Genomic DNA, 12466 nt, shown 5'->3' on the forward strand with positions numbered 1-12466 from the left:
ACTCCGCTTTTCAGCGCCGTGCCTGTTTCACGTGGAACCAGAAGGAGGGCTTATTCCCACTCCAGCGCGCCGCGTTTCCATTCATAGGCCAGGCCGATGGCCAGCACGCCCAGGAAACCCATGACGGCCCAGAAGCCGGGCAAGCCCAGTTCGTTGACGTTGGCCGCCCATGGCATCAGGAAGATCACCTCGATATCGAACAGGATGAAGAGGATGGCGACCAGGTAGAAGCGGATGTCGAACTTCATGCGCGCATCGCCGAACGCTTCGAAGCCGCATTCGTACGGCGACAGTTTTTGCGCATCGGGTTTGTGCGGACCGAGTGCACGCCCCAGCAGCATGGGCACGATGCCGACCAGGATGCCGATCAGAATGAACAGGAGGACGGGAAAATACTGTTCGAGGAGCATGGGGATTCCTCTCAGTGGCTGGACGACAGTTTCATCAGCACGATGCCGCACACGATGAGTATGGCGGCACCCACACGCATGGCATTGAGCTGCTCGCCCAGAAAGACGACGCCGACGATGAAGGCGCCGGCGGCGCCGATGCCGGTCCAGATCGTGTAAGCCGTGCCCAGAGGCAGGGTGCGCATGGCCAGCGACAGCAAGCCGAAGCTGGCGATCATCATGACGATGGTAAGAACGGAGGGAGTGAGTCTGGTGAAACCCTCGGAGAGTTTCATCGAGTATGCCCACACGACTTCAAGCGTGCCGGCAATCAGTAAGAGTATCCAGGCCATGGCGGCTCCTTATACAGAGCGGGCCGTCCCGGTGTGTTCCCATGATGGGGGAGGCCGTCCTCCTGGATGATCGTCACTATGGCCACTGGCGTGGTCACGTTGGCGGACGATGCGGCAATTGTAGCAAACATTTCACGCGACCGCAGCCCTCTGCCTGGTCACGCTGCGTGTTCCACGTGAAACAGAAATCGCCGTTGACTTGCCCCTGCTGAGTAAAAATTAAGCAAAAATTGGCCCTCGGAAGGTTGCGCTTGCAAAAAGACTCTATAATCGGAGCTCTCTTCCCGCATTTTTACTTGCACTGTTACCTATTTATCATGTTATTTCCTACAGAATTCGACGTCATCGTTGTCGGTGGTGGTCACGCCGGTACCGAGGCGGCCCTCGCTTCCGCCCGCATGGGGCAGAAGACGCTATTGCTCACGCATAATATTGAGACACTGGGCCAGATGTCGTGCAATCCCTCCATCGGTGGCATCGGCAAGGGCCACCTGGTCAAGGAGGTCGATGCCATGGGCGGCGCGATGGCGATTGCCACTGACGAGTCCGGCATTCAGTTCCGCATCCTGAATTCGTCGAAAGGCCCGGCAGTGCGCGCCACGCGCGCCCAGGCCGACCGCATTCTCTACAAGGCCGCCATCCGCACGCGCCTGGAAAACCAGGCTAACCTGTGGCTGTTCCAGCAAGCCGTCGATGATTTGATCGTCGAAGGCGACCGCGTGGTTGGCGCCGTGACGCAGATCGGCTTGAAGTTCCTGTCGCGCGCCGTCGTGCTGACGGCCGGCACTTTCCTCGACGGCAAGATCCACGTGGGCTTGAATAACTACTCGGCCGGCCGCGCCGGCGACCCGCCGGCCATCTCGCTGTCCGCCCGCCTGAAAGAGCTGAAACTGCCGCAGGGCCGCCTGAAAACGGGCACGCCGCCGCGCATCGATGGCCGCACGATCGACTTTTCCGTGATGCAGGAACAGCCGGGCGACCTCGATCCCGTGCCCGTGTTTTCCGTGATGGGCAACACGGCCATGCATCCGCGCCAGGTGCCGTGCTGGGTCACGCACACGAATAGCCAGACGCACGACATCATCCGCGCCGGCCTCGATCGCAGCCCCATGTACACGGGCGTGATCGAGGGCGTGGGCCCCCGTTACTGCCCCTCGATCGAAGACAAGATCCACCGTTTCTCGGGCAAGGAATCGCACCAGATCTTCCTCGAGCCGGAAGGCTTGACGACGCATGAGTTTTATCCGAACGGCATCTCCACCAGCCTGCCGTTCGACGTGCAGATCGCCCTCGTGCAATCGATGAAGGGCATGGAAAACGCCCACATCCTGCGCCCCGGCTACGCCATCGAATACGATTATTTCGACCCGCGCGGCTTGAAGGCCTCGCTGGAAACGAAGGCCGTCGCGGGCCTGTTCTTCGCCGGCCAGATCAACGGTACCACCGGCTATGAGGAAGCGGCCGCGCAAGGCATGCTGGCGGGCCTGAATGCGGCCTTGCTGACGCAGGACAAGGAAGCCTGGGTACCGGGCCGCTCCGAGGCCTATCTGGGCGTGCTGGTCGACGACCTGATCACGCAGGGCGTGCAGGAACCGTACCGCATGTTCACCAGCCGCGCCGAGTACCGTTTGAGCCTGCGCGAAGACAATGCCGACATGCGCCTGACGGAAATCGGCCGCGCCCTGGGCTGCGTGGGCGACGCCCAGTGGCAGGCGTTTGAAACCAAGCGTGAAGCGGTGGCGCGCGAGCTCGAGCGCCTGCGTTCCACGTGGGTCAATCCGCGCATCCTGGCGGCGGCCGAATCGGAACGCATCGTCGGCCAGGCCATCGAACGAGAGTATTCGCTGGCGGACTTGCTGCGCCGTCCGAACGTGGCCTACGACACCTTGATGAGCATGACGGGCATCGAGGGGCAGGCCCTGGCCGGTCCCGGCGTGGACGATGCGGCCGTGCGCGAGCAGGTGGAAATCCAGCTCAAATACGCGGGCTACATCGAGCGCCAGAGCAAGGAAATCGAGCGCCACGAACACTATGAAAACCTGGCTTTGCCAGAGGGTTTCAATTACCTCGATATCGGCGCGCTGTCGGTCGAAGTGCGGCAAAAACTCGACAAGCAGCGCCCGGAAACCCTGGGCCAGGCCTCGCGCATTTCCGGCGTGACGCCGGCGGCGATTTCGCTGCTGCTCGTGCATTTGAAAAAGCGCGGTTTTGGTGCCGCGCAGACCACCACTTTAAAGGACGAGGTTGTTGAATGAAGCAGTTTGACCGGGCCGCATTGGCCCCCATTTTGAATGAAGGCATCGCCGCGCTGGGGCTGGACCTGAGCGCGGATCAGACGGAAAAACTGCTCGATTACCTGGCCTTGCTGGCCAAATGGAATAGCGTCTACAACCTGACGTCGGTGCGCGATCCCCTGCAGATGCTGACCCTGCACGTGCTCGATTCGCTGGCCGCCGTGCCGGCCTTCGCGCAGGCGAAAAACGTGCTCGACGTGGGCGCCGGCGGGGGGTTGCCGGGCATGGTGCTGGCCATCGCGCGGCCCGATATGAAGGTGTCGATGATCGATACCGTGCATAAAAAGACGGCATTTTTGACGCAGGTGAAGGCGGAACTGGGGTTGAGCAACGTCACCGTGTACACGAAACGCGTGGAACAGCTGGAAGTGGCGCAGAAATTCGACGTGATCACCTCGCGCGCCTTCGCCGACCTGTCCGACTTCGTCAACTGGTCGAATCACGTGCTGGCCGAGGGCGGTCAATTCATCGCCTTGAAAGGGGTGGCACCGCCAGACGAGCGCGAGAGACTGCCGGCAGACTGGCAAGTGACGCAATTACGGCCTATCCAGGTGCCAGGGCTAAATGCAGAGCGTCATCTGGTCTTTATAGCAAGAATTTAAAAGACCAGAAATTAAACGATATAAATCATATAAACAGTTTATACGGTATAAATAATATAAACCGTATAAACGATTTATATCATATAAATAGAATAAACAGTATAAATCGTTTCGGCCGGATGCCGGGACGCACGATGAAGTTTGCATCTCTTTACAACTAGAAGATACATGGCCAAAATTTTTTGTGTAGCAAATCAAAAGGGTGGTGTTGGTAAAACCACAACAAGCGTCAACCTCTCCGCCGGTCTGGCCAAGTTGAACCAGCGCGTGCTGCTGGTCGACCTCGACCCGCAGGGCAATGCGACCATGGGCGCCGGCATCAACAAGGCTGGCTTGAAGGCGTCGACCTATGAAGTCATGCTGGGCGAGTCCGATGTCAAAACGGCACGCCAGCGTTCGGAAGCGGGGCGCTTCGATGTCTTGCCGTCGAACCGCGAGCTGGCCGGCGCCGAAGTGGAGATGGTCGAGCTGGACAACCGCGAACGCCGCCTGAAGGATGCGCTGGCCGAAGTGGACGGCGAATACGACTTCATCCTGGTAGATTGCCCACCGGCATTATCGATGCTGACCTTGAACGGCCTGTGCGCCGCGCATGGCGTGATCATCCCGATGCAGTGCGAGTACTACGCGCTGGAAGGCTTGTCCGACCTGGTCAACACCATCAAGAAGGTGCACGCCAACCTGAACCCGGACTTGAAGATCATCGGCCTGTTGCGCGTGATGTTCGATCCGCGCATGACATTATCACAACAAGTGTCGGCCCAGCTGGAGCAGCACTTCGGCGACAAGGTGTTCAATACCATTATCCCGCGCAATGTGCGCCTGGCCGAAGCGCCATCGTACGGCTTGCCCGGCGTGACCTTCGACCCCAGCTCGAAAGGTGCCCAGGCGTACATCGCCTTCGGCGCCGAGATGGTCGAACGCATCAAACATATGTAAACAAGGGGCGAGCGTGCGCACATTATGGTGTAAGCGCTTACTCTGAAAACACGATTAGGACAGCATGGCTACGAAAAAATTAAAGGGACTGGGTCGCGGACTCGACGCCCTGTTGGGCGGCGGCGGCGATTTTGCCAGTCCGGACACGAATCAACCGTCGAACTTGCCCGTGTCGCAAATGCAAGCCGGCAAATACCAGCCGCGCACGCGCATGGACGAGGGCGCCCTGAATGAACTGGCCGCCTCGATCAAGGCGCAGGGACTGATGCAGCCGATCCTGGTGCGCCCGATCGGGCAGGACACCTTGAGCGGTCTTATTAAATATGAAATCATCGCCGGCGAACGCCGTTTCCGCGCCTCGCAACTGGCGGGCCTGACGGAAGTGCCGGTGCTGGTGCGCGACGTCGACGACCTGGCCGCCGCGGCCATGGCGCTGATCGAGAACATCCAGCGCGAAGACCTCAACCCGCTGGAAGAAGCGCAGGGCATCCACCGCCTGATCGCCGATTTCAGTTTTACGCATGAGCAAGCGGCCACTGCGCTGGGACGCTCGCGCAGCGCCGTCTCCAACTTGTTGCGCCTGATGAACCTGGCCAGCCCCGTGCAAACCATGCTGATGGCCGGCGACATCGACATGGGGCATGCGCGCGCGCTGCTGGCCGTCGATGCGGCCAGCCAGATCACCCTGGCCAACCAGGTCGTGGCCAAGCGCCTGTCGGTGCGTGAAACGGAAAAGCTCGTCACCCGCACGCTCGAGGAAGCGGCCAACCCGGTCGAGCCGCGGCAAAAGGAAAAGTCCGGCGACATCGCGCGCCTGGAAGAAGAGCTGTCCGATGCGCTGGCCACGCCCGTGGTGTTCAAGATGGGCAACAAGGGCCGTGGCCAGTTGGTGATTGATTTTGCCGATCTTGACGTGCTCGATGGGTTGTTGACCCGCTTGCGTGGTTAAATAGCAAGCTGCAAAGACAGGGGGCATGCGGCTGTGGACGATCCGGCCATGCTTTCCAGATGCACCACGTGATTCCTTGATAACACGGCTGGAAGCGGCCAGACAAGCGACTTTGCCATATAGTGGTGCAAAAGGCGGCGAATAGTCGGTAAAGCGTCAGTTTCACGCAGCAATTGCCCTGCTGCGGTGCAGCAACGTTTGACTCTATAGAACAAAGCCAACTATAATCCCGTGTCTTTGCGTGTGTAGATTTTTCTGGGAACTTGGCAATTGAGCGATTCACAACAAAGTATTGCCAAGCCAGTCTACAAAGTAGTTGCCTTGCAGCTAGCAATCGTGATCAGCTTTGCCACAGTCACCCTGTTTTTCGGGGGCAGCGTGAGAGGCTGGTCCGCCGCATGCGGCGGTGCGATCGCCGTCGCCGGCAGTCTGGCGTATGCCTTGCTGGTCGTTCGCGGTAGTAGCGACGCCAAAAAGGCTTTTCGCGCGCACTTGCGTGCGGAAATGGTGAAAATATTTATTACAGCGGTGCTGTTTATATTGGCACTGGTGTTGTTTCAGTCGGCCGCCTGGTTATGGCTGATCTTGGGTTTCGCGGTGGCAACCTTAGCATACTGGTTTTCATTGCTCGCTGTTTAATCATTGGTTTTGGGGCCTGTTGTGCTCTGAAACGACAAATCTAAATTCATTATGACCACAGAACACGCTATTGAAGCGGGCCATGCTGCCCCGGCCAACGCCACAGAATACATCAGCCACCATTTGGCCCACTTGAAAAGCGCCGATGGCGCCTTCAATCTGGACACTTTCTGGGTGTCTGCCATCCTGGGCTTTGTTTTCCTTGCCGTTTTCTACATGGCTTCGCGCCGTGCGACGGCCGGTGTTCCTGGCAAACTGCAAAATTTCGTCGAAATGATCATGGAAATGGTCAATGAGACTATTAATGGGGCCTTCCACGCAAAAAGCAAGATCATTGCACCACTGGCGATCACGATTTTCGTGTGGGTCTGGTTGTTGAACGCGATGGACTTCCTGCCGGTTGACCTGCTGCCGAAAGTGTTGAGCTTGTTTGGCGTGCACAAGCTGCGCGTGGTGCCGACTGCCGACGTGAACCATACTTTTGCGATGTCGTTCTCGGTAGTTCTGTGCATTATCGCGTTTTCCGTCAAGGCCAAGGGCCTGGGCGGCTGGATCAAGGAATTGTTTACCGCGCCTTTCCATGCAAGTGGCATCATCGGCACGATCTTGTTGGCACCAGTTAATTTCTTGCTGCAAATGGTTGAGTTGGTTGCAAAACTGATCTCCCTGTCGCTGCGACTGTTCGGCAATATGTATGCCGGCGAACTGATTTTCATCTTGATCGCGTTGTTGCCTTGGTGGGCACAGTGGGCGTTGGGTGGTCCATGGGCAATTTTCCATATCTTGATTGTAACTTTGCAAGCTTTTGTGTTTATGGCGTTGACGGTTGTGTATCTGAGCCTTGCGGTTGAGAAGCATTAATCAGCAACTTTATATTTTGTTTTTTTTAGTATCTTTCGTTTTTAAATTTAGGAGAATTTTATGCAAGCTCTGATCGCACAAGTACAAAGCATGACCGTTCTGGCAGCAGCAATCATCATCGGCCTGGCCGCAATCGGCACCGCTCTGGGCTTCGCTATCTTGGGTGGCAAATTCCTGGAAGCTTCGGCACGTCAACCAGAACTGATGCCACAACTGCAAACCAAACTGTTCGTTATCGCTGGTCTGCTGGATGCAATTTCGATGATCGGCGTTGGTATCGCTCTGCTGTACACGTTCGCTAACCCGTTCCTGTCGGCTCTGACCGCTGTTGCTCAGTAATTCGCTCCAACCCTAGGAGAAACTTTTAGTTAGGAGCAAAGGTATGGACATCAATATGTCGCTCATCGGCCAGATGATCACCTTCGCGGTGTTGGTCTGGTTCTCGATGAAGTTCGTATTTCCAGCGCTGAACACAGCGCTGGATGAGCGTGCCAAACGAATCGCGGATGGATTGGCTGCGGCCGATCAAGGTCAAGCTTCGATGGCTGTCGCTGAAAAGCGTGCGCAAGAGGCATTGAACAGTGCACGTGAAGAAGCGTCGCAACGCGTTGCGGACGCTGAAAAGCGCGCGCAGCTGGTTGCTGAAGAGATCAAGCAAAATGCACAAGCTGAAGCTGCGCGTATCATTGCGCAAGCCCAGTCGGACGCCGAACAGCAACTGTCGAAAGCACGCGAACAATTGCGCGCTCAGGTGGCTGACCTGGCTGTCAAGGGTGCCGAGCAGATCTTGAAGCGTGAAGTCAACGCTACGGCTCACGCCGAAATGTTGCAGCGTCTTGCTGTCGAGCTGTAATCATGGCAGAACTCGCAACCGTCGCCCGTCCCTACGCGGAAGCTTTGTTCCGCGTAGCCCAAGCTGGTAAGGAGTCAAGCAACCTCGCGGCGTGGTCCGAGCTGGTGTCCGAACTGGCACAGATCGGTAGCCACCCCGAGGTACAGGCGTACGCGCGCAATCCGAAAGTTTCGGAAAGCGACGTCGCCGCCACCATCCTGTCGTTGTTGAAATCGCCGCTCAATGAGGAAGTGAAAAACTTCGTCACGATGTTGATCGAAAATGGCCGCATCAGCCTGCTGCCGGAAATCGGCGCGCAATTCCATGCCTTGAAAAATGGCCTGGAAGGTGCGGCTGACGCCGAGATCACGAGCGCTTTCGATCTGAGCGAAGGCCAAACGGCCGAGCTGGTCGCAACGCTGGAAAAGAAATTCAGTCGTAAGCTCAACCCTGCCGTCACAGTGGATCCATCGCTGCTCGGCGGCGTGCGCGTGGTTGTTGGCGACCAAGTGCTCGACACCTCGGTGCGCGCCAAGCTGCAGCAACTGCACGCTGCACTGGTGTCGTAAGACACGCGCTTCGGCAGGCCAGCTTAGACAGACCCTTACCCCTCGCGCAAGCTGAGAGAAACACTTTTAGGAGTTAGTATGCAACTCAACCCATCTGAAATCAGCGAGTTGATCAAGAGCCGGATCCAAGGTCTTGACGGCGGCGCTGAAGTGCGTAATCAAGGCACGGTTATCTCCGTTGCCGACGGTATCTGCCGCATCCACGGTTTGTCGGACGTGATGCAAGGCGAGATGCTGGAATTCCCAGGCAACACGTTTGGCCTGGCGATGAATCTGGAACGCGACTCCGTCGGTTCCGTGATTCTGGGTGCCTACGAGCACATTTCCGAAGGCGACACGGTGAAATGCACCGGCCGCATTCTGGAAGTGCCAGTCGGTCCTGAGCTGCTCGGCCGCGTTGTCAACGCGCTGGGTCAGCCGATCGACGGCAAAGGCGCCATCGAAACGAAACTGACGGCCGCGATTGAAAAAATCGCTCCGGGCGTGATCGCCCGTGAGTCCGTTTCGCAACCAATGCAAACCGGCCTGAAGTCGATCGATGCGATGGTTCCAGTTGGCCGCGGCCAGCGCGAACTGATCATCGGCGACCGTCAAACCGGTAAGTCGGCTGTGGCGATTGATGCGATCATCAATCAAAAAGGCCAGGGCATGAAATGTATCTACGTCGCGATCGGCCAAAAAGCCTCGTCGATCAAGAACATCGTGCGCTCGCTGGAACAGCACGGCGCGATGGAATACACCATCGTTGTCGCCGCTTCCGCTTCGGAATCGGCCGCCATGCAATACATCTCGCCGTACTCCGGTTGCGCCATGGGCGAATACTTCCGTGACCGCGGTGAAGATGCACTGATCGTCTACGATGATCTGTCCAAACAAGCTGTTGCATACCGTCAAATCTCGCTGCTGTTGCGCCGTCCACCAGGTCGCGAAGCGTACCCAGGCGACGTGTTCTACCTGCACAGCCGCCTGCTGGAGCGCGCAGCACGCGTGAACGCCGACTACGTCGAGAAGTTCACCGACGGCGCCGTCAAAGGCAAGACCGGTTCCCTGACGGCACTGCCGATCATTGAAACGCAAGCTGGCGACGTGTCCGCATTCGTGCCAACCAACGTGATTTCGATTACCGACGGTCAGATCTTCCTGGAAACCTCGCTGTTCAACGCCGGTATCCGTCCTGCCATTAACGCCGGTATTTCCGTATCGCGCGTCGGCGGCGCCGCCCAGACCAAGGTCATCAAAAACCTGTCCGGCGGTATCCGTACCGACTTGGCGCAGTACCGTGAACTGGCCGCGTTTGCGCAGTTCGCTTCGGACCTGGATGAATCGACCCGCAAGCAGCTGGACCGCGGCGCGCGCGTAACGGAATTGCTCAAGCAAGCCCAGTACTCGCCACTGTCGATCTCGCTGATGGCCGTATCGCTGTTCTCGGTGAACAAAGGCTTCATGGACGACGTGCCAGTCAAGCAAGTGCTGTCGTTCGAAGCTGGTGTCCACGCTTACATGAAGACCAAGCAAGCTGCTCTGCTGGCCAAGATCGAAGAAACCAAGCAACTCGACAAAGACAGCGAAGCAACTCTGTCGGCGGCCATTGCTGATTTCAAGAAATCCGGCGCATATTAAGCGGCCAGGCGGCGCCCGCCTCGAGTGAGGCGCCGCCCTACGCGCAGAAGGAGTAAGGACTCATGGCATCAAGCAAAGAGATACGAGGCAAGATCAAGAGCGTAGAGAATACGAAGAAGATCACCAAGGCGATGGAAATGGTCGCCGCGTCCAAAATGCGCAAGGCGCAAGACCGGATGCGGGCCGCCCGTCCCTACAGTGACAAGATTCGGAATATCGCCGCCAATCTGGCGACCGCCAATCCGGAATACACGCACCCGTTCCTGGCAGCTGCCCAGGGTACGCAAGCGAAGGCAGTCGGTTTCATCGTTGTCACGACCGACAAGGGTCTGTGCGGCGGCATGAATACCAACATCCTGCGCCAGGTGACGTCGAAGTCGCGCGAGCTGGAAGCAGCTGGCAACCGGATTGAAGCAGTTGCCATCGGTAACAAGGGTTTGGGTTTTTTGAATCGCATCGGCGTCAAGATCGTCGCTTCTGCCATTCAAACCGGTGATACGCCCCACCTGGACAAATTGATCGGACCTGTCAAGGTCATGCTCGAAGAGTTCCAGGCAGGCAAGCTCGACGCAGTGTACCTGTGCTACACCAAATTCATCAACACGATGAAGCAGGAACCAGTGGTCGAACAGTTGCTGCCATTGACGGCCGACAAGATGGTCGCCGATAAGAGCGCACACTCGTGGGATTACATCTACGAGCCAGATGCACAAAGCATCATCGACGAATTGCTGGAGCGCTATGTAGAAGCGCTGGTGTACCAGGCAGTCGCGGAGAATCTGGCGTCCGAGCAATCGGCACGGATGGTCGCGATGAAAGCTGCAAGCGACAACGCGGGTAGTGTGATCGGCGAATTGAAGCTGATCTACAACAAGACCCGCCAAGCTGCGATTACCAAAGAACTCTCCGAAATCGTCGCCGGTGCGGCTGCGGTTTAAACGAATTTAACTATATTGAAGGAACGAACATGGCTGATGGCAAAATCGTTCAGTGTATCGGCGCTGTGGTGGACGTTGAGTTTCCCCGCAACGCGATGCCTAAGGTATTTGATGCCTTGAAGATGGCAGGCTCGGAACTGACCCTGGAAGTACAACAGCAGTTGGGCGACGGCATTGTCCGTACCATTGCACTCGGCTCGTCCGATGGCCTGCGTCGCGGCATGATGATCCAGAACACCGGCAAACCTATCATGGTGCCAGTCGGTAAAGCAACCCTGGGTCGCATCATGGACGTGCTGGGCAACCCGATCGACGAATGCGGCCCCGTGTCGCACGAGCAGATCGCGTCGATCCACCGCACCGCTCCTGCATACGACGAACTGTCGCCATCGCAAGAACTGCTGGAAACCGGCATCAAGGTGATCGACCTGGTTTGCCCGTTTGCAAAAGGCGGTAAAGTTGGTCTGTTCGGCGGCGCTGGCGTAGGCAAGACCGTCAACATGATGGAATTGATTAACAACATCGCCAAGGCGCACAGCGGCGTGTCCGTGTTCGCCGGTGTGGGTGAGCGTACCCGTGAAGGTAACGACTTCTACCACGAGATGGCTGACGCGAAAGTGGTCGATCTGGAAAACCCAGAGAACTCCAAAGTGGCGATGGTCTACGGTCAGATGAATGAACCGCCAGGTAACCGTCTGCGCGTCGCGCTGACCGGCCTGACGATCGCTGAATCGTTCCGTGATGAAGGCAAGGACGTTCTGTTCTTCGTCGACAACATCTACCGCTTTACGCTGGCCGGTACCGAAGTGTCGGCACTGCTGGGCCGTATGCCGTCGGCTGTGGGTTACCAACCGACCCTGGCCGAAGAAATGGGCCGTCTGCAAGAGCGTATCACGTCGACCAAGACCGGTTCGATCACCTCGATCCAGGCCGTCTACGTTCCAGCCGATGATTACACCGATCCGTCGCCTGCTACCACGTTTGCTCACTTGGATTCGACCGTTGCGCTGTCGCGTGACATCGCTTCCCTGGGTATCTACCCAGCCGTGGACCCGCTGGACTCGACCTCGCGTCAGCTCGATCCGTTGATCGTTGGTCAAGAGCACTATGACACCGCGCGTGCCGTGCAAACGACCCTGCAACGCTACAAGGAATTGCGCGACATTATCGCGATTCTGGGTATGGACGAGCTGGCACCGGAAGACAAACTGCTGGTCGCCCGTGCACGTAAGATGCAGCGTTTCCTGTCGCAGCCTTTCCACGTCGCTGAAGTCTTTACCGGCGCGCCTGGTAAATACGTTTCGCTCAAAGACACGATCAAGGGCTTCAAAATGATCGCTTCGGGCGAACTCGATCACCTGCCGGAACAAGCGTTCTACATGGTCGGCACGATCGAAGAAGCAATCGAAAAAGCCAAGAAACTTAACTAAGTTAAGTCTGGGCCTAACCCCGCCCCTTACAAGGCGGGGTTCTTCAACCCG

General features: G+C 57.6%; 14 protein-coding genes. 12 read left to right on the top strand and 2 right to left on the bottom strand.

The annotated features are described in order from the left end of the window. Window positions 1-50 precede the first annotated feature (50 nt). Together GCN78_RS09700 and GCN78_RS09705 are read right to left on the bottom strand one after the other, a co-directional pair. On the bottom strand, window positions 51-410 hold the full coding sequence (locus tag GCN78_RS09700; protein WP_152251534.1) for an NADH-quinone oxidoreductase subunit A: 360 nt from the start codon (window positions 408-410) through the stop codon (window positions 51-53). 11 nt (window positions 411-421) lie between these two features. After that, on the bottom strand, window positions 422-742 hold the full coding sequence (locus GCN78_RS09705) for a DMT family transporter (RefSeq protein ID WP_152251535.1): 321 nt from the start codon (window positions 740-742) through the stop codon (window positions 422-424). Window positions 743-1059: 317 nt separating this feature from the next. Between GCN78_RS09705 and mnmG the strand changes: the two genes are divergently transcribed. The 12 genes from mnmG to atpD all read left to right on the top strand — a co-directional run bounded on the left by mnmG (window position 1060) and on the right by atpD (window position 12415). Continuing rightward, a complete protein-coding gene (gene mnmG, locus GCN78_RS09710; RefSeq protein WP_152251536.1) occupies window positions 1060-2997 on the top strand; it encodes a tRNA uridine-5-carboxymethylaminomethyl(34) synthesis enzyme MnmG in 1938 nt (645 codons plus the stop codon). After that, the gene (rsmG, locus tag GCN78_RS09715) at window positions 2994-3638 is read left to right on the top strand and encodes a 16S rRNA (guanine(527)-N(7))-methyltransferase RsmG (protein ID WP_152251537.1); all 645 of its coding nucleotides are present in this window, start codon (window positions 2994-2996) and stop codon (window positions 3636-3638) included. Before mnmG ends, rsmG begins: the two co-directional genes overlap by 4 nt. Window positions 3639-3806: 168 nt before the next feature. Further along, the gene (locus GCN78_RS09720; RefSeq protein WP_034752687.1) at window positions 3807-4577 is read left to right on the top strand and encodes a ParA family protein; all 771 of its coding nucleotides are present in this window, start codon (window positions 3807-3809) and stop codon (window positions 4575-4577) included. A gap of 64 nt (window positions 4578-4641) precedes the next feature. Continuing rightward, on the top strand, window positions 4642-5526 hold the full coding sequence (locus GCN78_RS09725; protein ID WP_152251538.1) for a ParB/RepB/Spo0J family partition protein: 885 nt from the start codon (window positions 4642-4644) through the stop codon (window positions 5524-5526). Window positions 5527-5796: 270 nt separating this feature from the next. Next, a complete protein-coding gene (locus GCN78_RS09730; RefSeq protein ID WP_096232948.1) occupies window positions 5797-6165 on the top strand; it encodes an ATP synthase subunit I in 369 nt (122 codons plus the stop codon). A gap of 51 nt (window positions 6166-6216) precedes the next feature. Further along, window positions 6217-7026, top strand: a complete 810-nt coding sequence (gene atpB, locus GCN78_RS09735; RefSeq protein WP_152251539.1) for a F0F1 ATP synthase subunit A — start codon at window positions 6217-6219, stop codon at window positions 7024-7026. A 60-nt stretch (window positions 7027-7086) separates the two neighbouring features. Further along, window positions 7087-7365 carry a F0F1 ATP synthase subunit C gene (gene atpE / locus GCN78_RS09740; protein WP_071080009.1) on the top strand — a complete coding sequence of 93 codons (279 nt, stop codon included), beginning with the start codon at window positions 7087-7089 and terminating at the stop codon, window positions 7363-7365. A gap of 43 nt (window positions 7366-7408) precedes the next feature. Then, window positions 7409-7879, top strand: a complete 471-nt coding sequence (locus GCN78_RS09745; protein ID WP_099761157.1) for a F0F1 ATP synthase subunit B — start codon at window positions 7409-7411, stop codon at window positions 7877-7879. A gap of 2 nt (window positions 7880-7881) precedes the next feature. Then, entirely contained in the window at window positions 7882-8427 is a 546-nt protein-coding gene (locus tag GCN78_RS09750; protein ID WP_034752699.1) for a F0F1 ATP synthase subunit delta, read from the top strand. Between the two features lie 78 nt (window positions 8428-8505). Continuing rightward, the gene (gene atpA, locus GCN78_RS09755; protein WP_034752701.1) at window positions 8506-10047 is read left to right on the top strand and encodes a F0F1 ATP synthase subunit alpha; all 1542 of its coding nucleotides are present in this window, start codon (window positions 8506-8508) and stop codon (window positions 10045-10047) included. 62 nt (window positions 10048-10109) lie between these two features. Further along, window positions 10110-10985, top strand: coding sequence for a F0F1 ATP synthase subunit gamma (atpG, locus tag GCN78_RS09760; protein ID WP_086144317.1), 876 nt, complete (start codon window positions 10110-10112; stop codon window positions 10983-10985). Window positions 10986-11014: 29 nt separating this feature from the next. Then, complete coding sequence (atpD, locus tag GCN78_RS09765) at window positions 11015-12415, top strand: F0F1 ATP synthase subunit beta (protein WP_034752705.1); 1401 nt, start codon at window positions 11015-11017, stop codon at window positions 12413-12415. Window positions 12416-12466: the final 51 nt, after the last annotated feature.

Source organism: Janthinobacterium rivuli, assembly GCF_009208735.1.
In the GTDB taxonomy this organism is placed as follows: domain Bacteria; phylum Pseudomonadota; class Gammaproteobacteria; order Burkholderiales; family Burkholderiaceae_D; genus Janthinobacterium.